Raw genomic sequence first — 23,854 nt, 5'->3', positions numbered from 1 at the left:
GTCGCTTTTTTCGTTTCACGCCCCTTTTTCGTTTCACGACCCCTTGATCGGGCCGGGCGTATTGAATTGGGTCGTCGGGGGACACACGCAGTATTGGACAGCGAGGCTGTGCCGTGTCGCCATCATTTCCCCGGCCTGCGCCGGCTGGAAGCAGCCACAATGGCGCGCCTCCCCACTGGCGCACTCCCGGTCGGCTTGGCTACAACGGCCAACTGCACGACCCCGAGGGGGGGGGGCAATTCCTTGGCAACGGCTACCGCGTATACAACCCGGCGCTGATGCGGTTCCACAGCCCGGACAGCGTGAGTCCGTTCGGCAGGGGTGGGATCAACGCCTATGCGTACTGCATGTGCGACCCGGTCAACCGTGCGGACCCGGATGGACACTGGTCTTTCCCTGCGTTCGCGGCCAACCTGCTGCAGTTCAAGCTGCGCACTCCGCTGGTGACGCCGATCTTCGTGGCAACTGCGGCTTCGTTGGCAGCGGTAGGCTTGGCGGTGGCGTCGCCCAACGAAAAGCAGCGGGCGTTCGCGGTCGCCGGCGCCGTCATAGCGGCCACCGGTGCGCTCATGGGCGCGCGTTATGCCTGGATGAAGCGCAAGCCTTTCGCAGCGCCTGCAAAGTCGTCGGCGACTGCCGTGCAGAAGTCGACAGCCGCCCCGGCAGTCGTGGGTGAGGCGGGGCCGCCTGCAACGCCGATACCTGATGCCATCCCCTCAAGGTCCATCTCTGTCTCCACCACCACAACGCGTGTCTCGTTCTCTTTGCCCCCAACGCGAGGACCATCAGTCGCATCAATGGGCGTTCCACCCACGCCTGCATCGTTTCGTCAGAAGCGTCTTGCCCCGCCGCCGCCCGGTCAGGGCCGTCGCACGGGGAACGTTGGGTCAGTGGATCGGCCTCTGCGCGGTTCCACGACTGAGGCCGCGCGAATCCGGGACGGTGTTCGCGCATGAGCGGGACGCGCGAGGAGATCGCCCTGCCGCGATCATCTCCCATGGAGGCTCAGGGCGCAGGTGGCGGCGCACGCCGTGCAGATGCGCCACCGGGCAGCGCGGCTCGCGTTGGTTACAACGGTCAGCTGCATGAGCGGGGCGGCTGCTGGCAATTCCTCGGCAACGGCTACCGCGTGTACAACCCGGTCTTGATGCGGTTTCACAGCCCGGACAGCTTGAGCCCATTCGGAAAGGGCGGCATCAACACCTACGCCTACTGCAGTGGCGATCCGATCAACTGCGACGATCCAACGGGTCATTTCCTTCAATACCTGTTCGGCGCAGCGGCCATCGGAAGCGTCGTCGGTACCGTGGGGGCCGTGGCATCGGCCGCCGCAGGAAACTCGAAACTGGCGGGGATTCTTGGGGGCGTTGCGCTCGCCGCAGGTGCTGCAGCAGGCCTTGGATACGCCCGTATGTCTTCCGTCCAAGCGTCGGCCTCGCGCAGAGCCGTGCGGGAGTTGAACAAAGTAATCACGCCAGAGATGCGCAGGAACCCGGTCATTCTCGGGGGAGTGACCTATCACCCTGAAGCGCCTGCCGACATTTTTGTCGCGCATGGGGCGGCGGGGGTCACGCAGGCGCAGGGCCTGGTGAACGGGTCGCGGCTTGCGCAGCAACTCAAAACTGGCTTAGGGCCTGACTATCCCTTCAAAAGAATACTCATGGTGTCATGTGAGTCGGCGGCCGGAGGACGTTTGGCCTCGCAGGCCCAGGTTCTCTCAAACAAGACCGGTGCGCAGGTATTGGCATACCCGTTTCGGTCCAGGCTGGTCAACACCGGAGAAGGTCGCATGAAAGCCTTTGAACCGCAGTCAGGGCTGTTGAAGGCGGGAACGTCGGCCATGAATAGAGTGCTGCATCGGTACACGCTTGCGAGGTGGCGAGTGCGGCGCGCAATGCAGCGACTCAGGACCCAATGAGTCTTGCCAGAGAAGGCAAACACTCTTCACCGCACCGTGATCTGGCCGGGCGTATTGATCTGCATCGTCGGGGGACACGCGAGCGCGAAGCGCATCGAGGGTCTGCCATGTCGTCACCGTCTCACACCTATTCGTCTGGTCGAAGTGGCCGAGAAGGCGCGTTTCTTCTCTCGCAGAATTGGGGTTGGCTTGGCTACAACGGCGAGCTGCATGAGCCGGGCGGCTGCTGGCAATTCCTCGGCAACGGCTATCGCGTGTACAACCCGGTGCTGATGCGGTTTCACAGCCCCGACAGCATGAGTCCATTCGACGAGGGCGGCATCAACAGCTATGCCTATTGCAGTTGCGACCCTGTCAATCACACGGATCCGAGCGGGCAATTCCTGGTGCCGATGGCGGCGCTGATGGCAGTGGGTGCGGTGGGCATGGGGGTTGCGGCAGTGGTGATGGACGGGCAGGGAAAGGGCAGAGAGGCGCGCATGTTTGGCGCGATAGCGGGTGCGCTTGGCGTCGCTTCGATGGTGGTGGGAGGAGTGCATGCGTTTCGTTCGATTCGTTCGATTCGTTCGAACCGGCCGGTGCCATTCAAGCCGGAGGGTGCCTTGAGCATCAAGCAGCGGCGTAGCCATGTGGCCGTTTCGGTTCATGGTGGCCGGCACGTCACGGCGGTGGGGGACCAGGCACTTGATGGGATACAGATGAGCAAAGTGCTCAGGCAGCATGGGGTTGATGGTCGGAAGCAGATCAAATTCCTGTCGTGCCATTCTGCAGACGGCGCGGCGCCTCAGGGGCAAGTGATCGCCAACGAAATGCAGGCGAAGGTCAAAGCGTATTACGGGCCGGTCCAGGTGGATTGGGGCAAGCTCAAGGCATTCGGGCAGCGCAGGTCGATGATGTTCTACCCCCAGCAGGGTGCCGAGAGGGCGGCAACGGCGATTCGCAACACGGAGCTCCATCAGGCGGCGTGGGTGCGCGGCGCGCGCCGCCGCGGTGGCGCGCCCCCTTGAGACAGTCGGGAAGAAGTCAGGGTGACTGAGGGGGTTGCGGCCAATGCCAGGTTCCATTACAATTCCGCTTCTGCTGCGGGGTGGAGCAGTCTGGCAGCTCGTCGGGCTCATAACCCGAAGGTCGCAGGTTCAAATCCTGCCCCCGCTACCACAGAAATTCTGCAGTGCAGATGCAGTAGACGAAAAGGCGATCTCGGCAACGAGGTCGCTTTTTTCGTTGTGTTTGATTGGGCTGCGTGCGTGCGCGCGTGGGCGGTGCGGGCCGCATTTCGCGTGGCGGTGCAATGGGTGGCGCGGGTGACCGTGGCTGGTGGTAGGGTCGCGCCCCAGCCGACTGCCCGGGGCCGCGCACCGTTCGGGGACTGCATGACCATGGAACGGGGCAGGCCTCTGCGTTCGTCATGCATTGGGGCGGTTTCGTTCAGTTTTCATGCCGTTAACGGGTGGTGGCCGTTTCCGTGCAGTCGGCCGGGGCGCGACCCTACCGTCGCGGGCCGTAGCATGATGGTGCCCGCAGCGGGCCCTGCGGTGCCGGCGGTGGCCGGGAGCCGGCCATGCGGTGCAGGCGGCAGCCGGCGGCCGGCACCCGGCCATGCGGAACAGGCGACCGCCGGGCAGGGCGGGATCAGGCGCAGGCCATTGCACCAGCGCGGTGCAACCGCTATCATCAGCGGCTTGGCGGGTTCCCTGAATTCATCGCTTTCATGGATGTGAAGGGGCTCGCGACCGGCTTCCAGGAACGACGACCTGTCTTCAGGGCGCCGTGACCCCCCGGAAGACTGGGCTCGCAGCATCATGCACCGCGCATGGTCTGCAACCGGAATCCAGCATGACCGGAGTTGTACCGGACAAGGGGCCCAGCGGGCCCTTTGTTGTTTCCGGAACATGTTCAGTGGGAGCGGTCCAGCGTGACTGGCCGGCCCAGTACCTCTTTCAACGAATCAAGGCAGACTGTGAGCGACAAGGCAACCGAAATCGCGAATCTGCTCGCCCCCACCGTTCAGTCGCTGGGTCTCGAGCTGCTGGGTGTGGAATATCTGACTGCCCCGGGCGGTGCAACGCTGCGCCTGTACATCGACGTGCCGCTGGCTGAACAGCCCGAGCGCGTCGTCAACATCGACGACTGCGAGCGCGTGAGCCGCGAAGTGTCGGCCCAGCTGGACGTGGAAGATCCGATCACCGCCAATTACACGCTGGAAGTGTCCTCGCCGGGCGTTGACCGCCCGCTGTTCACTTTCGAGCAGTTCGAGCGCGCGGTGGGCGAGTCGGCCAAGGTCACGCTGAAGCTGCCGCAGGACGGCCGCCGTCGCCTGCAGGGCGAAATCCTCGGCGTCGATGCCGAGCAGAACACCGTCACCTTCAAGGTCGACAATTCCCCGTTTACCGCCGACGTCGACAATATCGAGAAGGCACGCATCATGCCGGACTGGGCCGCTCTCGGCCTGGCTCCGACCAAACCGACTGGCCCGGCGCCCAAGCAGGGTGGCAAGGCGAACAAGAAACCATCCAACGAGCCGGCGGCCAAGAAGCCGCGCGCGGAGTGAGCCAATGAGCAAGGAACTTTTGCTGGTAGTGGATGCGGTCGCCAATGAAAAGGGCGTTCCGCGTGAAGTGATCTTCGATGCGATCGAAGCAGCACTGGCGTCGGCCGCGAAGAAGCGCTATCCCGATGAGGAAGTGCTGGCGCGCGTGTCGATCGACCACAAGGACGGCACCTACGAAACCTTCCGCCGCTGGGAAGTGGTGGCCGATGACGTGGTGATGGAATCGCCCGACCGCCAGGTGCGTCTGATGGATGCCATCGACGAAGCCGAAGGCGTGGAAGTAGGCGACTACATCGAAGAGCAGATTGAAAACCCGGACTTCGGCCGTATCGCCGCACAGGCCGCCAAGCAGGTGATCGTCCAGCGCGTGCGCGAAGCCGAGCGCCAGCAGGTGGTCGATGCGTGGAAGGACCGCGTGGGCGAACTGGTCACCGGTGTGGTCAAGCGCGCCGAGCGCGGCAACATCTATGTGGACCTGGGCGGCAACGCCGAGGCCTTCATTCCGAAGGACAAGGGCATTCCGCGCGACGTACTGCGCGCTGGCGACCGCGTGCGCGGTTACCTGGCCGAAGTCCGTTCGGAACCGCGTGGCCCGCAGCTGTTCATCAGCCGCGCCGCGCCGGAATTCATGATCGAGCTGTTCAAGCTCGAAGTGCCGGAAGTGGGCCAGGGCCTGGTCGAGATCAAGGCCTGTGCACGCGACCCGGGCGACCGCGCCAAGATCGCCGTACTCGCCCACGATGCGCGTACCGATCCGATCGGTGCCTGCATCGGCATGCGCGGTTCGCGCGTGCAGGCCGTGTCCAACGAGCTCAATGGCGAGCGCGTGGACATCGTGCTGTGGAACGACAACCCCGCCACCTTCGTCATCAATGCGATGGCGCCGGCGGAAGTGCAGTCCATCATCGTCGATGAAGACAAGCACTCGATGGACCTGGCCGTGGCGGAAGAGCGCCTGGCCCAGGCGATCGGCAAGGGCGGCCAGAACGTGCGCCTGGCCAGCCGCCTGACCGGTTGGCAGCTCAATGTGATGACCCAGGACCAGGTGACCGCCAAGTCCGAGGCCGAGCAGAGCGTTGCCCGCCAGCTGTTCATGGACAAGCTGGAAGTGGACGAGGAAATCGCCGCCATCCTGGTGACCGAAGGGTTCGGCACCGTGGAAGAAATCGCCTACGTCCCGATCGGCGAACTGCTGGCCGTGGAAGGCTTCGACGAAGACATCGTCGAAGAGCTGCGTGCCCGTGCCCGCGACGCGCTGCTCAACGAAGCGCTGGCGGTGGAAGAGGGTATGGAAGACGGTTCGCCGTCCGAAGACCTGCTCGCCCTGGAAGGCATGGACGAGGCAACCGCCTACGCCCTGGCCAGCCATGGCGTGCGTACCAGTGAGGACCTGTCGGACCTGGCCGCCGACGAGATCCTCGAGTTCGGCATCGAGGACATGGATCAGGAGCGCGCCGTCGCCCTTGTCCTTGCCGCCCGAGCCGAGGAGATCGCCCGCCTGGAGCGCGGCGAATGAGCCAGCGATGAACAGTGCCCTGACCCGATCAGGGCTTAGACTCCGCGCTGCCTTCGCCCGTTTCGGAGGAGCGCCAACCAGATCATAGGATCCGAATGTCGCAGCAAACCACCATCCGCAAGCTTGCCGAACTGGTCAATACGCCGGTCGAAAAACTGCTTGAACAACTTGCCGGAGCGGGCATGAAGTTCAGCGGTCCCGACCAGGTCGTGACCAGCGCCGAGAAGGTGAAGCTCCTGGGCTTCCTTCGTCGTTCGCATGGCAAGGCAGAGCAGCCCGTCGAGAACGCCGACGACGCCGCCAAGAAGATCACCCTGAACCGTCGCAAGGTGCAGGAAGTGACCGTCAGCGCCGGCCGCAGCAAGACCACCGTCAACGTGGAAGTGCGCCAGAAGCGCACCTACGCCAAGGACGCCAGTGGCAAGGCGATGACGCCGGATGAGGAGCGCGCCGACATCCTGCGCAAGCTGGAGGAATCCCGCCAGCGCAATCTGGACGAACAGCGCGCACTGGCCGAGAAGGACCGTGCGCGCGACGAAGAAATCGCACGCAAGCGCCAGGAAGAGATCGACGCGAAGGAACGCGCCGAAGCCGAGCGCAAGGCGGCTGAAGCCGCTGCCGAAGCGGCGAAGAATGCACCGCCGGCACCGGTAGCGCCTGCGGCCCGCCCGGCTGCCAGCGAAGCGCCGGCCCGTGCCGCGCGTCCGTCCGCGCCGTCGCCGGCCCGTCCGGCTGCACGTGCAGACGACCGCAACTCGAACAACAACAACAACCGCCCGGGCGCCAAGCGCGACGACGATGGTGGCAACCGGTTCGCCGGCCAGCTGCATCTGTCGGCCGCCGATCGCGCGCGTCGCGGCAACAACAGCAACTCGCGCGGTCGTCCGACCGGGCGCGTGCAGCACGGCGGTCGCCGCGACAGCAACCAGTCGCGCAGCGGCGGTGGTGCCCATGGTTTCGAACGGCCGGTCGCACCGATCGTGCGTGACGTGACCATCGGCGACACCATCACCGTGGCCGACCTGGCCCAGAAGCTGGCCGTCAAGGGCGGCGATGTGGTCAAGGCGCTGTTCAAGATGGGCGTGATGGCCACCATCACCCAGACCATCGACCATGACACCGCCGCGCTGGTGACCGAAGAACTCGGCCACAACGTGATCCGTGCCAACACCAACGACGCCGAAGACGCGCTGCTGGCGTTGAACGAAGGTGAGCAGGGCCAGCCGGTGGCACGTCCGCCGGTGGTGACCATCATGGGTCACGTCGACCACGGCAAGACCTCGCTGCTGGATTACATCCGCCGCACCAAGGTCGCCACGGGCGAAGCCGGTGGCATCACCCAGCACATCGGTGCGTACCACGTTGAAACGCCGAAGGGCGTCATCAGCTTCCTGGATACCCCGGGCCACGCTGCGTTTACCTCGATGCGTGCCCGCGGTGCCAAGCTGACCGACATCGTGGTGCTGGTGGTTGCAGCCGACGACGGCGTGATGCCGCAGACCAAGGAAGCGATCCAGCACGCCCGCTCCGCCGGTGTGCCGCTGATCGTGGCCATCAACAAGATCGACAAGTCCGGTGCCGACCCGATGCGGGTCAAGAACGAGCTGCTCACCGAGCAGGTCGTGTCCGAAGACTTCGGTGGTGACACCCAGATGGTCGAAATCTCCGCCAAGGCCGGTCTCGGTATCGACGACCTGCTGGACGCGATTTCGATCCAGGCCGAACTGCTGGAACTGAAGGCGCCGGCCGAAGGCCGCGCCAGCGGCGTGGTCATCGAGTCCTCGCTGGACAAGGGCCGTGGCCCGATCGCCACCGTGCTGGTGCAGCAGGGTTCGCTGAAGAAGGGCGACTACCTGGTCTGCGGTATCCAGTACGGCCGCGTGCGCGCCCTGTTCGACGAAACCGGCAAGCAGCCCGACCAGGCTGGCCCGTCGATTCCGGTGCAGGTGCTGGGTCTGTCCGGCGTGCCGGATGCAGGCGACGACTTCGTCGTGGTCGAGGACGAGCGCCTGGCCAAGGACGTCGCGCAGCAGCGCGAAACCAAGCGCCGTGAATCGCGCCTGGTGCAGTCTGCCGGCAGCCGCATGGAAGACATCATGGCGACCCTGGGCAAGGGCGATGGCCAGCAGGTGCTGAACCTGGTGATCAAGGCCGACGTGCAGGGTTCGGTGCAGGCGCTGAGCCAGGCACTGGTGGCACTGTCCAACGACGACATCCGCATCAACGTGATCCACTCCGGCGTGGGCGGCATCACCGAGTCGGACGCCAACTCGGCCGTCGCCTCCAAGGCCACCGTCATCGGCTTCAACGTGCGTGCGGACGCTTCGGCCCGTCGCATCATCGAATCCAACGGCGTTGACCTGCGTTACTTCTCGATCATCTATGATGTGATCGATCAGGTGAAGCAGGTGGCTTCCGGTCTGCTCGGCGTGGAAATCCGCGAAGAGATCATCGGTATCGCGCAGGTCCGCGACGTGTTCCGCAGCTCGAAGTTCGGTGCGGTCGCTGGCTGCATGATCATCGAAGGCACGGTCAAGCGCAGCAAGCCGATCCGCGTCCTGCGCGACAGCGTGGTGGTGTTCGAAGGCGAGCTGGAATCGCTGCGCCGCTTCAAGGAAAACGTCGAGGAAGTCCGCAACGGTACCGAATGCGGTATCGGCGTGAAGGCTTACAACGACGTGAAGCCGGGTGACCAGATCGAGTGCTTCGAGCGTATCGAAGTGCCGCGCACCCTGTAATGTGGAACGGGGCCCGACCCACGGTCGGGCCCTGCCGTAAACCGCAACCCCATTCAAAGAGTTCCTCGTGCCGAAAACCTTCCATCGAACCGACCGTGTTTCCGCCCAGATCCGCCGTGAGCTGGGTACGCTTGTGCACAACCTGGTGCGCGTGCACGGCTTGCCTTCGGTGAGCGTTTCCGACGTCGAAATCACCCGTGACATGGCCCATGCCAAGATCTTCGTCACCGCGTTGATGCCGGAGCGTTCGGCCGAAGCGATGAAGGGCCTGAAGGAACTGGCCTGGGAACTGCGCATGGACCTGGCCAAGGCCATGAAGCTGCGCCACGTTCCGGAGCTGCACTTCCACTACGACGATTCGGTCGACCGTGGCGAGCGCATCGACAACATCCTGCGTGAGCTGCCCGACACCGTCGCGGCCGAGAAAAGCCGCGAGGCCGACGCCGAAGACGACGACGGCAGCGACACCAAACCCGAATAAAAACAACAGCCCGAAAGGGCTGTTGTCACGTAGAGCCAGGCCATGCCTGGCTGCGCGATAGACCCCGGCGGAACCCATGCCCAAAATTACTTTCCGTCGCCTGGACGGCATCCTGCTGCTCGACAAGCCCACCGGCATGAGCTCCAACGCCGCGCTGCAGGTGGCGCGCCGCCTGTTCCGCGCCGAGAAGGGCGGCCATACCGGCAGCCTGGATCCACTGGCGACCGGCCTGCTGCCGCTGTGCTTCGGCGAGGCCACCAAGATCGCCGGCCTGCTGCTGGGCGCGGCCAAGGCCTACGACGCCGAGGTGGTGCTGGGCCAGACCACCGATACCGACGATTCGGACGGCATCGTATTGCTCGAGCGCCCGGTGCCGGCGATCACCCCTGCGCAGCTGGACGCCGCACTGGCGCCGCTGACGGGTCAAATACGACAGCGTGCACCGATCTATTCGGCGCTCAAGCAGGGCGGTGAACCGCTCTACATGAAGGCGCGCCGGGGCGAGACCATCGACGCGCCCGAGCGCGATGTCGAGGTCCATTCCATTGAAGTGCTGGACCAGCAGCCCACCCGCCTGCGCCTGCGCGTGACCTGCGGTTCAGGCACGTACATCCGCAGCCTGGCCCGCGACCTGGGTGAAACTCTGGGTTGCGGCGCGCACATCGCCGGCCTGCGGCGGCTGTGGGTGGACCCGTTCCGCGACGCCCCCATGGTCACCCTCGACGCCCTGCGTGCGTTGGCGGAGCAGGGCGACGAGGCCGCCATGGAAGCCCTGCTGCTGCCGCTGGGCGCCGGGCTGGCGGGCTATCCGCAGGTGGAGCTGGATGCTGAACAGGCACCGCGCTTCAGCGTGGGCCAGCGCCTGCGCGATCCGGCCTGGGCGCAGGGCACCGTGGCTGTGTACGGCCCGGATGCCCACATCCTGGGGCTCGGGCAGGTCGACGAGAACGGCCGGCTGTCCCCGCAGCGGTGTTTCAACCTGTGAGCCCGGCTACCCGGCGCTTGTCCCCGGGGGCCATCACCGTTACAATTTCGCGGCCTTTTCAGGCTTGTCCGCATTCTGCGGATTCATCCTTTCGTTAACGGCGAGTCGCGCGGTACGTCAATGGGACGTTTCTGCGGGCCACGCATCCAAGAGAAAACAACACCATGTCCGTCGACACCCAGAAAGTCATTGAAGACAACAAGCGCAGCGCCACCGACACCGGCTCCCCGGAAGTCCAGGTCGCCCTGCTGACCGCCCGCATCGAACTGCTGACCGGCCACTTCAAGACCCACAAGAAGGATCACCACAGCCGCCGCGGTCTGCTGCAGATGGTCAACCGCCGCCGCAGCCTGCTGGACTATCTGAAGAAGAAAGACGGCGTGCGTTACAAGGCCCTGATCGAAAAGCTCGGCCTGCGTCGCTAAGCAAGAATCCCCACCGCGGCGCAGGAATGCGCCGCGGTTTTGTTTTGGCAGTACCGCATCAAACGCCAGGACCGGACTTCCGGTCACCCGTCGGCGGCAAGGGTCGCCCGCGGTCCATTCGAAGACAGCATTTCCCCAAGGACATCCCCCGTGGCAAAAATCACCAAAACCTTCCAGTACGGCAAGCACACCGTCACGCTTGAAACCGGCGAAATCGCCCGTCAGGCCGGTGGCGCCGTCATCGTCAAGTTCGACGACACCGTGCTGCTGGTCTCCGCCGTGGCTGCCAAGAGCGCGCGTGAGGGCCAGGACTTCTTCCCGCTGACCTGTGACTATCAGGAGAAGTTCTACGCCGGTGGCCGTATCCCGGGTGGCTTCTTCAAGCGCGAAGGCCGCGCGACCGAAAAAGAGACGCTGATTTCGCGCCTGATCGATCGCCCGATCCGTCCGCTGTTCCCGGAAGACTACAAGAACGAAGTGCAGATCATCGCCACCGTGATGTCGCTGAACCCGGACATCGATGGCGACATCGCTGCCCTGATCGGCGCCTCGGCAGCCCTGTCGCTGGCCGGCACCCCGTTCAAGGGTCCGATCGCCGCTGCCAAGGTCGGTTACAAGAACGGTGAGTACATCCTCAACCCGACCGTGACCGAGCTGAAGGATTCGGAGCTGGAGCTGGTTGTGGCCGGTACCGCCAACGCCGTGCTGATGGTGGAATCCGAAGCCGCGCTGCTGTCCGAAGACGTGATGCTGGGCGCCGTGACCTTCGGTCACCGCGAAATGCAGAAGGTCATCAACGCCATCAACGAGCTGACCGTGGAAGCCGGCACCAAGCCGTCGACCTGGGTCGCCCCGGCCAAGAACGACGTGCTGATCAGCGCCCTGCAGGAAGCCATCGGCCCGCGTCTGGGCGAAGCCTTCCAGGTGCGCGACAAGCTGCAGCGCCGTGACGCCATCTCGGCGATCAAGAAGGACGTGGTCGAGTCGCTGGCTGGCCGCGTGGCCGCTGAAGGCTGGAACCCGGCCGAGCTGTCGAAGGAATTCGGCGAGCTGGAATACAGCACCATGCGCAACTCGGTGCTGGACACCAAGGTCCGCATCGACGGCCGCGCACTGGACACCGTCCGCCCGATCGCCGTGAAGACCGGCATCCTGCCGCGTACCCACGGTTCCTCGCTGTTCACCCGCGGTGAAACGCAGGCCATCGTGACCATCACCCTGGGCACCGCCCGTGATGGCCAGGTCATCGATGCCGTGTCCGGTGAGTACAAGGACAACTTCCTGTTCCATTACAACTTCCCCCCGTACTCGGTGGGTGAGACCGGCCGCATGATGGGCCCGAAGCGTCGCGAAATCGGCCACGGCCGTCTCGCCAAGCGCGGCGTGCTGGCAGTGATGCCGTCGCTGGAAGCCTTCCCGTACACCATCCGCGTGGTCTCGGAAATCACCGAATCCAACGGCTCCTCGTCGATGGCCTCGGTCTGCGGCTCGTCGCTGGCCCTGATGGACGCCGGCGTGCCGGTCAAGTCGCCGGTGGCCGGTATCGCCATGGGTCTGGTCAAGGAAGGCGAGCGCTTCGTCGTCCTGTCCGACATCCTGGGTGACGAAGATCACCTGGGCGACATGGACTTCAAGGTCGCCGGTACCGCTGAGGGCATCTCCGCCCTGCAGATGGACATCAAGATCGAAGGCATCACCGAAGAGATCATGAAGCAGGCACTGCAGCAGGCCAAGGCTGGCCGTCTGCACATCCTGGGCGAAATGGCCCACGGCCTGACCGCACCGCGTCAGGAGCTGTCGGACTACGCGCCGCGCCTGCTGACCATCAAGATCCACCCGGACAAGATCCGCGAAGTGATCGGCAAGGGTGGTTCCACCATCCAGGCCATCACCAAGGAAACCGGCACCCAGATCGACATCCAGGATGACGGCACCATCGTCATCGCCTCGGTCAACGCCATCGCTGCGCAGGCTGCGAAGGCCCGCATCGAGCAGATCACCTCGGACGTCGAGCCGGGCCGCATCTACGAAGGCAAGGTCGCCAAGATCATGGACTTCGGTGCGTTCGTCACCATCCTGCCGGGCAAGGACGGCCTGGTCCACGTCTCGCAGATCTCCAGCGAGCGCGTCGAAAAGGTCGGCGACAAGCTGAAGGAAGGCGATGTGGTCAAGGTCAAGGTGCTGGAAGTCGACAAGCAGGGCCGTATCCGCCTGTCGATGAAGGCCGTCGAGGAAGGCGAAGGCGCCTCGGCCGAGTAATCAGCCGAAGGCTGATTACGAGGGTAGGTGACGACCGTTGGTCGTCACCCCGTCAAGAAAAAACGGGCCTTCAGGCCCGTTTTTTTTACTTCTGATCTTGATCCTGATCATCATCCTCGTCCTCAAACCCCCGCCACCACACCGACCCCTCGGCAGGCCCCTCAGCCTCGACCTCCCGGCTCTTGATCGCATCCACCCGCCGCCCGGGCCCAGCGGCCACCCAATCGGCCAGCAGGCGTTCCACCGCCGCCTTGCCCTGCGCACCGATTCCCAGCTGACGCTCCACCTTCCAGTCATCGTTGCCCGCATCGGTGGCATCCTTCGGGTGCTCCTGCAGATGCCCCACGCCATAGCTGCAGCGCAGGCACAGGTGCCGGATTGAATGCGTCCAGTCTTCCACGAAGCCGATGCCCGGCAGTTCCGCAGCTTCCAGCGCTTCCTTGTCTTCCACGGTCGGGCACTGCACAAACGCCACATACGTACGGTGGTCCGAACGCTGCAGCGTCTGCAGCGCGTTGAAGACCGGATAGGTGCGGTCCCCGGACACGCGTTCGCCGGTCTTGGCGCCGTCGTGCAGCACAATGTCGAACAACCGGTGCCCGCTCTCGGGTAGCGGCACGTTCAACAACCGCGCGCGCACCACGTCGATGCGGCGCGCGTATACCGTCTCGCCAGCGCCCCACGGATTGAGCCGCACCGCGACCATGCCGAAATCAGACTCGATCGGGCCGTCTCCGTCCGGAACGTTGATGCCGCACTGCGCCCATTGCCGGCGGGCCTCGGCCCAGTCGCCCAGCGCGGTGGCGGCAATGCCGGCGTTCCAGGCAGAGGCCTCGTCGAATTCTTCCTCAACCTGTTGCGCGCGCAGGTTGTGCTCCAACGACGCCGGCCAGTCGCGCAGATACTTGTGCGCCAGCCCGCGCATGTAGTGCAGGTAGGCGACATTGGGGCGGTGCACTGTCAGTTCGCCGAACAGCGCGCTGGCCTGGTGCAGGTCGCCGTTGTCGAAGGTGGCGTAGGCGCGGTCGTACAGCGCGTTGAGCGCTGCCTTGTCGGCGGATTCAACCGGATCGTCCATGGTCATCGCATGCGGGAAAGTAGTGCACACGATAGCTGGGCTGCTTGCCGTCATGCCACCGCCTCTGGTCACCTGCGGGTCGCTACGTGACCGCCGCACCGGCCGTAGGCGTGTCCGCTGGACAGATTCGCAGGACATCCGGCCACGACGCCTCGCGCCTTGTTAACGTTGGCCCATCCTGGTCCCCGGAGTTGCCATGTCCCGTCTATCTGCTTCCCTGCTGGGTGCCGCCATCGCGGTTGCGCTCCCGCTCGCCAGCCATGCCGCAACGCCGTCGAACGCCGTGATCGGCGCCTACTACCCCGGCGGCTCGGCAGAGCGTTACCCGGTGTCCGCGATTCCCGCCGATACGCTGACCCACCTGTTCTACGCCTTCGCCCGTATCGACGATGGCAAGTGCGTGGTCGATGACAATGCGCCGGCGCACTTCAAGGCGCTGGCCGCGCTGAAGCGCGAACACCCGCAGCTGCACTCGATGATTTCCATCGGCGGCTGGAACGCCGGCGGGTTCTCCGACGCCGCGCTAACTGCACAGAGCCGCGAACGCTTCGTGCGCTCCTGCGTGGCGCTGTTCTTCGAACAGCATCGCGGCAGCTTCGACGGCGTGGATATCGACTGGGAATTCCCGGTCTCCGGCGGCCCGTTGGAGATCACCGACCGTCCTGAAGACCGCCACAACATGACCCTGCTGGTGCAGGAGTTCCGCAGGCAGCTGGACGAGCTCGACGGCGGTCGTGGCCCGCACCGGCTGCTCACCGCCGCGCTGCCGGCTGGCCGCGTGCAGACCGACGGCCCGTACGATCCCGCGCTCAGCTATGAGTTGAAGGAACTGGGCAAGGCGCTCGATTTCATCAACCTGATGAGCTACGACATGGGCACCGGGTTCTCCAAGGTGTCCACCTTCAACGCACCGCTGCGCGAGGTGCCGCAGGACCCGCTCGCACCGGAGCAGCGCCGCTGGAACAGCGTGGAAGGCGCCGTACAGTACTACCGCCAGCACGGCGTGCCGGATGACAAGCTGGTGCTGGGCGTGCCGTTCTATGGGCGCGGCTTCAAGGTCACCACCGAATCTGCCGACGGCCTGTACCAGCCTTACAGCGCGCCGTTCGATGCAGGCGACTGGCGCCGCATCCAGCGTGAGTTCCTGGACAAGCCCGGTTGGCGGCGTCATTGGCATCCGGTGGCGCAGAGCCCGTGGCTGTTCAATGCGGCGGAGAAGGTCTTCATCAGCTACGAAGACCCGACCTCGATCGCGCTGCGCGCGGACTATGCCAAGGACCAGAAACTGCGCGGCGTGTTCACCTGGGAACTGACCGGCGACGACGACCAGGCCAGCCTGTTGAAGGCCATGGCCGCACCGTTCAAGTGACGTTGACCGCGCGCTGATTGCACCCGGGGTTGCTGGGGTGTAACGCCCCGGGCGGGCCTGCACTATGCTTGCCGGCATGACGAGCGTTCAGCTGCTGGATCTGCATATCGACCGCGCCTCGCAACAGGTGCGGCGCGGCGACGAGTTGTTGCCGGTGAGCGGGCTCAGCTGGCGCCTGCTGGACTGCCTGCTGGAGCACGGCACCGACGTGGTCGACTTCGACACGCTGGCCCAGCAGGTGTGGGCGCCGGCGGTGGTGGGCGAAGATGCCATCAGCCAGCGGGTGAAACTGCTGCGCCAGGCCTTGGGCGATGACAGCCGCCAGCCGCGCTACGTGCGTTCCGTGCGCGGCCGTGGGTATCAGTTGTGCGCGCCCGTGCAGCCGTTCACGCCCGAAGCGCAGACAGTGGCTGCAGCAGCTGCGACGGCCATCGAGGCGCCGCAGCGCAACCGTCACCGCCGATGGGTCTGGCTGGCCGCAGGTGTCGCGGCTGCCGGCGCCGTCGTCGCCGTCATCGTCGCGTGGCCGGGCAGCGTGCCGCGCTCACCGGCCGATCCGGTCCTGCAACGCGCCGCGTACTACGCCGGCATCGGCCAGGCCAGCAACAACGAACGGGCGATCGTGCTGTACCGCCAGGCGCTGCAGATCGATCCGGATTCGAGCGTGGCGCGCCGTGGCCTCGCGCGCGCGCTGGCGGCCGACGCCTGCCTGTTCAACGGCAAGCACGATAACGCGCAGGAAGCGCTGCTGCTTGCCGGGCAGGTGCTGCAGGCCGCACCCGACGATGCAGCGGCGCATGCGCTGCGCGGTTATGCCCACGATTGTCTCGGCGCGATGCCGCAGGCGATGGCCGATTACGAACAGGCATTGCTGCGCGATCCCGACGACGAGCGCACCCGCGCCTCGCTGGCGTACCTGCAGCAGGAGCAGGGCCACCTTGCGCAAGCGCTCAAGGCCAACCTCAGTCTTCGCGCGCCCGAGCGGATCCGCTTCCGCGACGTGCAGGTCGCGCGCGAACTTGAACTGCTTGGCTTCACCGACGTCGCCGCACGACGGCATGCGCGCAACTTCCAGCTATACCCGGACAACGTCTTCAGCAACATCGCGTGGCCGCGTGCGCTGATGAACATGGGCGAGCGGGACAAGGCGCAGCAGGCGCTGGACCAGGCACTCGCACGCGGCACCCCGCACCCGCAGCTGCAGCGGCTGCAGGGCGAACTGCTGTTGATGAGTGGCGACCCGCAGGGGGCGGCGGAGGCGTTCGAGCGCGGCCGTCTGCTGCGTCCGCTGCAGTCGCTGGGGCAGACCCTGGCCGGCCTGCAGCAGGGGGCCGGCAAGCCGGCCCCGGAGTGGATCGCCGGCCGCTTGCACACGGTGAGCGGGCAGGCCGACGATGGTTGGCCGGATGCGGCCCTGGAGCGGGCGCTGTTGCACCAGGCGCAGGGCGATGCCGATGCGGCGGTCGCCGACCTGAACCGCGCGGTGGACGCGGGATTCCGCGATGCGGCGTGGCTGCGCGTCACGCCGCTGTTCCTGCCGCTGCGGCAGGCGCCCGGTTGGGAGCGCCTACTGGCCCGGATCGATGCCGACGTGGCCGCGCAACGGGCGCAGGTGCTGGCAGCGGCCTGGCGCCCGACCGATCTGGACGGCCTCAGCGCAGCGCCGGCAACAGGAACTCGGTAAGCACGCGGCGCGACTGCGGGTGGGCGTAGTTGCGGTTGTAGGCGCGGCTGGTGACCACCGCGACCAGCTTCTTCTCCGGCATCACGAACACGTAGTTGCCGCCATTGCCGGACATCGCCCACACCGTGGTTTCCTTGCCGTCCACCGGCAGCTTCAGGCCCCACCACTGGTAGCCGTAGTCGCTGCCGTCATCGGTCTCCGCCTGCGGGCGGACCATGGCGGCAATGTAGGCGGCGGGGACGAGCTGCTTGCCCTGCCAGCGGCCGCCGGCCAGCACCAGTTCGCCCAACCGGGCCAGGTCACGGCTGCGGTAGCGCGTGCCGCCGCCGCCCATGCCGATGCCTTCGGGGGAGCGGTTCCAGTGGCTGTTGGCAATGCCCAGTGGGCGCTCCAGCGCCTGTGCGGCGTAGTCGGCCAGCGGCATCTTCGTGGCCCGTTCCACCACCGCGCCCAGCACGAACGAATTGGCGGTGCAGTAGGCATGCGCGCGGCCGTGCGGGCTGTCCTCGGGCCGGGTCATCCACGGTGCGAAGCCCTTCACCGGCAGCGACAGCGCGAAGTCCAGCCAGCGCTCGGTGACATACATGCGCTCTTCGTTGCCGCTGGAGAACTGGTTCTGGTCATCGCACTCCCACAGGCTGCTCATGGTGAGCAGGTCTTCCACCGTGGTGCCGAGCAGACGCGGATCGACGGTGTGCTGCGCGGTGAATTCGGGGAAGTAGTCGTAGACGCGCGCTTGCACGCCGGGCAGGTGGCCGTCGCCGATGGCCGCGCCGACCAGCAGGGCGGTCACGCTCTTGCTGGCCGAGCGCACATCGTTCAGGGTCTGCGCATCGGCGCCATTGAAGTAGTGCTCGTAGGCCACCTTGCCGTCGACCAGCAGCAGCACGCTGGTGACCTGTTTGATGTCCTCCTTGGCGATGGCCGCCTCCAGCGCGGCGAGCGGGGCAGGGTCCAGCCGGGCCGGCGCGGCCATGGCGGCGAGGGGCAGGCAGGTGGCGAGGGACAGGATCAGGCCGGGGAATCGCAGTGCAGTTCGACGCATGGGTGGAGCTCCTTGGGTGAGGGGCCCACTACGCCAGCAGCGCATCTGAAGTGCTGGAAAAGCGCCTGAAGATTTCTGAAACCGCCGCCCGGCCTGCATCGGGCGATGTAATTGTCGGTAGGGTCGGTTCCCAAACGACTGCCGATAACGCCGCAGCATTCGGTAACGCATGACCTCGAATGGGGCGACGCATTCCGCGCGCACCTCCGTTGCAGGTCATGCGTTACCGAACCGATCACCGCTATCGGCGGTCGTTTGGGAACCGACCCTACCAAGGCACGCTCCGAGCGTTGTCCGTGGTCGGCCCCAACCCATCCCTATGATCAGGCGTTCGCCCACACGCTGTTCGGGTCGCCATGCACCGCGCGGCGCCGCGTTGCGCGCGCCATCGCGGCAAAGCCCAGCGCCATCGCCAGTGCCACACCGTCCACCCAGAACAGCGGCCAATAGCCGTGCATGGCACTCGTCCACAGCCACAGCCCGCTCATCGCGCCGTGCACCACTGGGATCAGCGCGGTCACGATGGCGGCCGCCCACAGCAGCTCCACCGCCGCCTTGGCCGGCTTGCGCAGCGCCGCCCACAGGGCGCAGCCGCCCCAGACCAGGAAACACACCCAGCGCATGCCACGGTCCGCGTGCGCCGGCGCCAGGTGCTCCAGCAGCTGCACGCTCACGAACGCGGCCGAGACCGCCACGCACAGCCCGATGCACACGCCCACCGTAGCCCGCGCCATGTTGATCTGCGCGCGCCCCTGCGTAGCCTGGCGGCGCTTGCGGCGCGACTCGATCCACAGCAGGTTGCCCGAATAGAACAGGAACGCCCCGCCCAGCCCCAGCGCGAAGTACAGCCACGGCACCAGCCCGTTGCCGAACTCGCCGAAGTGCAGCGCATAGGCGGTGGCCAGCGTGGCGTGGTTGGCATCGCGGCGGCCTGGCAGCTGGGTATGCAGCACGTCGCCGGTGTTGGCATCCATCGCCACCGCACCCAGCGGCCCCAACGACACGCCGCCGTCGCCGGTGATCTCGATCACCGCGTTGGCATCGCCGGCATTGGCCAGCTTCAGGTAGGCCGGCTCGAACCGCACCTGGCCCTGGTCGTTGGCCACCGCGATCGCGCGGGCATGCAGCATCGCCAGGCTGCCGGCACGGACCGGTTCATTGGCCGGTGCGCGGATCGGCGCGGTATCGGTCGCGGCCGGCAACGCGGCCAGCACGTTGTTGTCGTAGATCAACGGATTGAGCGCGGCCATCTGCAGGAACATCAGGCACAGCAGCGCACCGGTCACCGCGAACAGCAGGTGGAAGGGCAGGCTGAGCACGCCGATCACGTTGTGCGCGTCCTGCCACATCTGCTTGAGGTTGCGGCCCGGGCGCAACGCGAACAGGTCGCCCACCAGCTTGGGCAGGTGGATGACCAGCCCCGACAGCAGCGCCAGCCCGTACAACAGGCTCACCACGCCCATCAGGTAGATGCCGGCCACCGGCAGGCCCAGCGTGTAGTGCAGCTCGTTGACCAGCTCGGCCAGGCCGGCCTGTGGCGGGGTGGGGCTGCCGTCCACGTGGTCGGCCCAGGCGAACAGCCAGGTGCCCTTGGCGTCCTGCCAGTACGCGATCGACTGCGGCGTTTCCGCACCGGGGAAGGTCATGCCCACGTGCTTGCGCGCATCGGGGTGCTTGGCCAGCACGCCATCGAGCAGCCGCTGCGCATCGTCCAGCGTCTGCGCCGGCTGCTCCATGCCCTGCGGCGACTGCCACAACGGCAGGTCATGATGGAACACGGTGATCGCACCGGCATAGAACGCCACGAACAGCGCGAAGCCGGCCACCAGGCCAACCCAGGTGTGCACGGTGGTGAAGGTACGCAGGGTGAGCGAACTGAATTTCATGGGATAGGCCTCACTGCACCCAGTGGAAGTGGCGCAGCAGCCACAGCAATGCAAAGCCGGTGGCCGCACTGGCGCCCAGCCACACCCATGCGCGCACGCCAGTACGGAAGGCAAACGCCCACAGCGCGGCCAGCATCCACAACGGAATGAAGGCGACCATGCTGGGCACGATCACCGCCTGCCACGGGCCCGGCGGCAGCCAGGCGATCAACCCGGCCGCGGCGGCGGCCACGAAGAAACCAGCCACCAGGCCGGCCAGTGCACGTGCCCACATCAGCGCCGCGCCTCCGCGTCCGGCCGCGTCCAGGCGGCCAGGTAGGGCAGCACCAGTGCGGTCAGCATCCAGCCGGCCAGCGTGACGCAGAACCCGGTGGCCAGCCCGAGCTGGCCCATCCACAGCCACAGCGAGGTGGCGGCCGCGATCAGCCCGAGCTGGTTGCCCAGCCGCCCGGCACGCCGCAGGCGCGGCCAGCGGCAGTGCGGCGAAGCGGCATAGAACGCCAGCGCCGAAAACGCCGACGCCGCGCCGGCCAGGCCGCAGTACAGCAGCGCCAGCGTGTCGGCACTTACCACTGGTAGCGCACGCTGGCGGTGACGGTGCGCGCGTAGCCGTAGTAGCACCACGTGCTGCTGTTGCAGGCCGACACGTATTCCTTGTCGGTCACGTTGCTGGCGTTGACCTGCACGCGCCACGGGCCGCGGTCGTAATGCACGGCCGCATCGAACAGGGTGAACGACGGCGTGTACCAGTCGTTGTAGATGTCGCCGTAGATGCCGCCGTTGTAGCGCACGCCACCGCCGAAGCCGAAGCCGCTCAGCGCGCCCTGGGTGAAGGTGTAATCGGCGCCGAGCGAGGCGCTCTGCTTGGGCACCAGCGCCACGCGCTTGCCGACCGACGCCGCATCGGTGCTCTGCCGCACCTTCGCATCCAGGTGGGTATAGGCGCCATACACGCTCAGGCCCTGGCCGATGTTCCAGCGGCCTTCCAGCTCGCCGCCGCGCACGCGGGTCTGGCCCTGCTGGATCGAGAACAGCGTGTGGTCCGGATCGACGGTGAGCGTATTGTCCTGGTCGATCTGGTACACCGCCGCGGTGAGCAGCAGCTTGCCGCCGTCGGGCTGGTACTTGATGCCGGCCTCGACCTGCTCGCCGGTGGTGGGCGAGAACGCCTTGCCGGCGAAGTCGGTGCCGATGGTGGTCTGGAACGACTGCGACCAGCTCACATACGGGCTCAGCCCGTTGTCGAACAGGTAGTTCACGCCGACCTTGCCGGAGAACTGGTCATCGCTCTGGTGCGCCGAGCTGAGCGTGCCGATGCGCTGGTCGGTATCGGTGCCGACCCAGTCCTGGCGGCCGGCCAGCGTCACCAGCCAGCGGTCGATGCGGATCTGGTCCTGCAGGTACAGCCCCAGCGTGCCCTGCGTCTGCACCTGCCGCGAGCTGTAGTCGGGCACGGTCACCGGCGCGCCGTAGACCGGGTTGTACGCATCCAGCGGCGGGGCGCCGAAGGCGAATGCCGAGGCGTAGTCGTCTTTCGAGCGGCGGTAATCCAGCCCGGCCAGCAGCGTGTGTTCCGCGCCGCCGGTGGCGAAGTGGAAGGTCAGGTTGTTGTCGATGGCGAAGCTGCGCGAGGTGTTCATGCGCGGGTAGTAGTAGCGCACCAGTTCGGTGCTGCCCGGCGCGGCCAGGCCGAACAGGCCCAGCGAGCCGGCGCTGGCATCCACCTCGGCCCAGGTGTAGCGCACGTTCTGCGCGAACACCGTTTCATCGCCGAAGTCGTGGCGGAATTCGTAACCGAGCGAGGCGGTTTCCTTGGTGTAGTCGTTCACGCCCGGCTCGCCGCCGAAGAAGCTGCGGCGGATGTAGCGCCCGTTCGCGCCCGGCACCATGGTGCCCTCGTAGGGCAGGAAGCCGCCGGCCTCCACCGTGTCGTTCTTCTGGTAACGGGCCAGCACGGTGAGCGCGTTGGCGTCGTTCGGCGTCCAGGTCACCGCCGGGGCAATGTAGTAGCGGTCGTCGTGCACCTGGTCGATCATGTTGTCGCTGTTGCGCGCCAGGCCGGTGAGGCGGTACAGCACGGTGCCGCTGTCGTTGAGCGCGCCGCCGATATCGAACGCGGCCTGCTTCAGGCCGTAGTTGCCCACCTGCAGTTCCACTTCCTGCGCCTGGTTGGCGTGCGGGCGCTTGCTGACGAAGTTGACCAGGCCGCCCGGCGGCATCGCGCCGTAGTTGACCGACGCCGGGCCCTTGAGCACGTCGATGCGCTCCAGCCCGTACGGCTCGATCCGCGATTCGCCGGTCCAGGTGCCTTCCACGCTGGCCAGGCCGTCCAGGTAGCGCGCCGGCTTGAAGCCGCGCACCAGCAACCAGTCGCTGCGGGTGTCATCGCCGTACTGGCCGCCCTGCGCGCCGGCGGTGTACCACACCGCTTCTTCCACGCCGTGGATGCCCCGGTCGCGCATCTGGCGGTCGGTGATGACCGAGATCGACTGCGGGATCTCACGCAGGGGGGTATCGGTCTTGGTCGCGCTGCCCGAATCGGTGGCAATCGGGGCGGTGACCTGCACCGTGTCCAGCGTCCGCGCCGCGTCGCCGGCCTGCGCCAGGGCGACCGCCGGGGTGGCGAACAGGGCGGCGTGCAGGGCGATGCAGAGCACGCGGGGCAGGGCGGCAGCGGCCGTGGGGGCGGCAAACGACATGGCAATCCTTGGAAAGGCAGGCCCGGCAAGGGGTGCGGGCGATCTGCACATGGTAATCATTGCTGTTTTCGTTCGCCACAACTCCCCGTTCATCCGCGCGTGAACCGGTTGTAGGCGGACAGGAGGATTGCTAACGGCGGACACTTGGATTGCGAGCGCGCAATTACGGCGTTCAAAGTCACAAAAAAAGGCCCCGTCCGGGGCCTTCATAGTGTCTGTGTTAGCAAGCGACCACCGAGAATCCGGTGACCTGCTCCAGTCTCCCTCGCCAGAGCACCCCCTCGCCATCGGCCACCTGTGGCTGTGGGGCGCCGGGCAGGAAGAACTTGGCGCCTTCCAAATGAATGAATCCCAATCTGCCTGCCTCAAACACTTGGCCCTGGAGATACGCGTCGCGGAAATTGCCTAAGGCAGTCCTTACCTCCTCGGCAGAGCCATCAGTGGGCAGGGCCACCGCGTCTAGAAGGTGGTCCAAGTACCTTCCCCCTTCGATGATGGTGCCCGTCACCAGAGTACCTCCCACCATGAGCGTCACGGAGGCGTGGTAGCCCAGGTGAGCAGCCAGAACCAATGCCTTGAGCAAATTGTCTGCGTTTTGGTCTGGGGCGCCAGCAGACGGCAGCGGGGCGTGAGAGGAACTGAGAGCGGTGTTGGCCATGTCTTTTCCTTGTCGTAAGGGGATGTTCGGACAGAACTATAGCTCCGGTCGATCAGGAGGAAAAGCTTTAAAAATCAACGTTATACATGTGTTCGAGATTGGCTACAGTTTGTCCTGCAGCTATAACAAAGATGTCTGCCTGTCATCCCAGCTTTTGATGATCAGCTCTCCGGCCGTTCCATGGCTGCCCATTCGAACATCTGCCGGCTCACCAAGGACAAGCTGAACATCCGGACGAGCTCCTCCAGGTGGTACCTGACGCACCGGTAAAGGGTCACCAGATCGCTGTTGACGTCATTGAGGGCTTCGAGCTGGGCGGGGACCGGCCTCATAAGGAGAGCTGCCACGCCGCCAGCAGAGGCCGCCACATAGGTGTTGTGCGCGGGGAAATGGGCATACAGGTGCTTGATCAGGCGGCGCTTGACGCCAGGCCAGGGGAATATCGGTAAGGACATGTCTCAGTCTGAGATAGGGTTTGGTCAGAATGACCCCGTCCTCGCGAGGGCGCAGGGTCTCGGCCAAAGGCACGCGGCGAACGCGTGTGTTGCGTTGACGTGCCGCC

At 65.9% G+C, this 23,854-nt stretch carries 20 protein-coding genes and 1 tRNA gene; 13 read left to right on the top strand and 8 right to left on the bottom strand.

Annotation, left to right across the window (positions count from 1 at the left end):
• Window positions 1-113: 113 nt before the first annotated feature.
• The 11 genes from ACREPD_RS07525 (at window position 114) to pnp (ending at window position 12,873) form a co-directional block, all read left to right on the top strand.
• Window positions 114-956, top strand: coding sequence for an RHS repeat-associated core domain-containing protein (locus ACREPD_RS07525; RefSeq protein ID WP_431598741.1), 843 nt, complete (start codon window positions 114-116; stop codon window positions 954-956).
• Window positions 953-1,918, top strand: coding sequence for an RHS repeat-associated core domain-containing protein (locus ACREPD_RS07520; RefSeq protein ID WP_431598740.1), 966 nt, complete (start codon window positions 953-955; stop codon window positions 1,916-1,918). Before ACREPD_RS07525 ends, ACREPD_RS07520 begins: the two co-directional genes overlap by 4 nt.
• Before the next feature lie 107 nt (window positions 1,919-2,025).
• Entirely contained in the window at window positions 2,026-2,925 is a 900-nt protein-coding gene (locus ACREPD_RS07515; RefSeq protein ID WP_431598739.1) for an RHS repeat-associated core domain-containing protein, read from the top strand.
• A gap of 74 nt (window positions 2,926-2,999) precedes the next feature.
• Window positions 3,000-3,076 (top strand) — tRNA-Met (locus tag ACREPD_RS07510).
• A gap of 802 nt (window positions 3,077-3,878) precedes the next feature.
• Window positions 3,879-4,469, top strand: coding sequence for a ribosome maturation factor RimP (gene rimP, locus ACREPD_RS07505; RefSeq protein WP_421570580.1), 591 nt, complete (start codon window positions 3,879-3,881; stop codon window positions 4,467-4,469).
• A gap of 4 nt (window positions 4,470-4,473) precedes the next feature.
• A complete protein-coding gene (gene nusA, locus ACREPD_RS07500) occupies window positions 4,474-5,985 on the top strand; it encodes a transcription termination factor NusA (RefSeq protein WP_431598738.1) in 1,512 nt (503 codons plus the stop codon).
• 95 nt (window positions 5,986-6,080) lie between these two features.
• A complete protein-coding gene (gene infB, locus ACREPD_RS07495) occupies window positions 6,081-8,723 on the top strand; it encodes a translation initiation factor IF-2 (RefSeq protein ID WP_431598737.1) in 2,643 nt (880 codons plus the stop codon).
• A gap of 67 nt (window positions 8,724-8,790) precedes the next feature.
• A complete protein-coding gene (gene rbfA, locus ACREPD_RS07490; RefSeq protein WP_431598736.1) occupies window positions 8,791-9,204 on the top strand; it encodes a 30S ribosome-binding factor RbfA in 414 nt (137 codons plus the stop codon).
• A gap of 76 nt (window positions 9,205-9,280) precedes the next feature.
• A complete protein-coding gene (gene truB, locus ACREPD_RS07485; RefSeq protein ID WP_431598735.1) occupies window positions 9,281-10,189 on the top strand; it encodes a tRNA pseudouridine(55) synthase TruB in 909 nt (302 codons plus the stop codon).
• A 164-nt stretch (window positions 10,190-10,353) separates the two neighbouring features.
• Window positions 10,354-10,614 (top strand): 30S ribosomal protein S15, encoded by a 261-nt coding sequence (rpsO, locus tag ACREPD_RS07480; RefSeq protein ID WP_421570586.1) that lies wholly within the window; start codon window positions 10,354-10,356, stop codon window positions 10,612-10,614.
• Between the two features lie 150 nt (window positions 10,615-10,764).
• Entirely contained in the window at window positions 10,765-12,873 is a 2,109-nt protein-coding gene (gene pnp, locus ACREPD_RS07475) for a polyribonucleotide nucleotidyltransferase (RefSeq protein ID WP_431598734.1), read from the top strand.
• A gap of 85 nt (window positions 12,874-12,958) precedes the next feature.
• Here pnp and ACREPD_RS07470 read toward each other — a convergent pair whose 3' ends face one another.
• Entirely contained in the window at window positions 12,959-13,951 is a 993-nt protein-coding gene (locus ACREPD_RS07470; protein WP_431598733.1) for a hypothetical protein, read from the bottom strand.
• A 196-nt stretch (window positions 13,952-14,147) separates the two neighbouring features.
• Here ACREPD_RS07470 and ACREPD_RS07465 point away from each other — a divergent pair, with 196 nt between their 5' ends.
• A complete protein-coding gene (locus ACREPD_RS07465) occupies window positions 14,148-15,320 on the top strand; it encodes a glycoside hydrolase family 18 protein (protein WP_431598732.1) in 1,173 nt (390 codons plus the stop codon).
• A 76-nt stretch (window positions 15,321-15,396) separates the two neighbouring features.
• A complete protein-coding gene (locus tag ACREPD_RS07460; RefSeq protein ID WP_431598731.1) occupies window positions 15,397-17,004 on the top strand; it encodes a winged helix-turn-helix domain-containing protein in 1,608 nt (535 codons plus the stop codon).
• Here ACREPD_RS07460 and ACREPD_RS07455 read toward each other — a convergent pair.
• The 7 genes from ACREPD_RS07455 to ACREPD_RS07425 form a co-directional block, all read right to left on the bottom strand.
• Complete coding sequence (locus ACREPD_RS07455; protein ID WP_431598730.1) at window positions 16,973-18,049, bottom strand: serine hydrolase domain-containing protein; 1,077 nt, start codon at window positions 18,047-18,049, stop codon at window positions 16,973-16,975. The genes ACREPD_RS07460 and ACREPD_RS07455 overlap by 32 nt on opposite strands.
• Before the next feature lie 323 nt (window positions 18,050-18,372).
• Window positions 18,373-19,935, bottom strand: a complete 1,563-nt coding sequence (locus ACREPD_RS07450) for a PepSY-associated TM helix domain-containing protein (protein ID WP_431598729.1) — start codon at window positions 19,933-19,935, stop codon at window positions 18,373-18,375.
• 10 nt (window positions 19,936-19,945) lie between these two features.
• Entirely contained in the window at window positions 19,946-20,209 is a 264-nt protein-coding gene (locus tag ACREPD_RS07445) for a hypothetical protein (RefSeq protein WP_431598728.1), read from the bottom strand.
• A complete protein-coding gene (locus tag ACREPD_RS07440) occupies window positions 20,209-20,508 on the bottom strand; it encodes a hypothetical protein (protein WP_431598727.1) in 300 nt (99 codons plus the stop codon). Before ACREPD_RS07440 ends, ACREPD_RS07445 begins: the two co-directional genes overlap by 1 nt.
• Window positions 20,502-22,634 carry a TonB-dependent siderophore receptor gene (locus ACREPD_RS07435; RefSeq protein WP_431598726.1) on the bottom strand — a complete coding sequence of 711 codons (2,133 nt, stop codon included), beginning with the start codon at window positions 22,632-22,634 and terminating at the stop codon, window positions 20,502-20,504. The genes ACREPD_RS07440 and ACREPD_RS07435 overlap by 7 nt, the downstream gene beginning before the upstream one ends.
• Before the next feature lie 220 nt (window positions 22,635-22,854).
• Window positions 22,855-23,292, bottom strand: coding sequence for a hypothetical protein (locus ACREPD_RS07430; protein ID WP_431598725.1), 438 nt, complete (start codon window positions 23,290-23,292; stop codon window positions 22,855-22,857).
• A gap of 161 nt (window positions 23,293-23,453) precedes the next feature.
• Window positions 23,454-23,747, bottom strand: a complete 294-nt coding sequence (locus tag ACREPD_RS07425) for a DNA adenine methylase (protein ID WP_431598724.1) — start codon at window positions 23,745-23,747, stop codon at window positions 23,454-23,456.
• Between the last annotated feature and the right edge of the window lie 107 nt (window positions 23,748-23,854).

The organism is Stenotrophomonas sp. (genome assembly GCF_050737075.1).
Lineage (GTDB): Bacteria > Pseudomonadota > Gammaproteobacteria > Xanthomonadales > Xanthomonadaceae > Stenotrophomonas.
The sequence above is the reverse complement of the archived record's forward strand: the minus strand, read 5'-3'. Positions and strand labels throughout refer to the sequence as shown.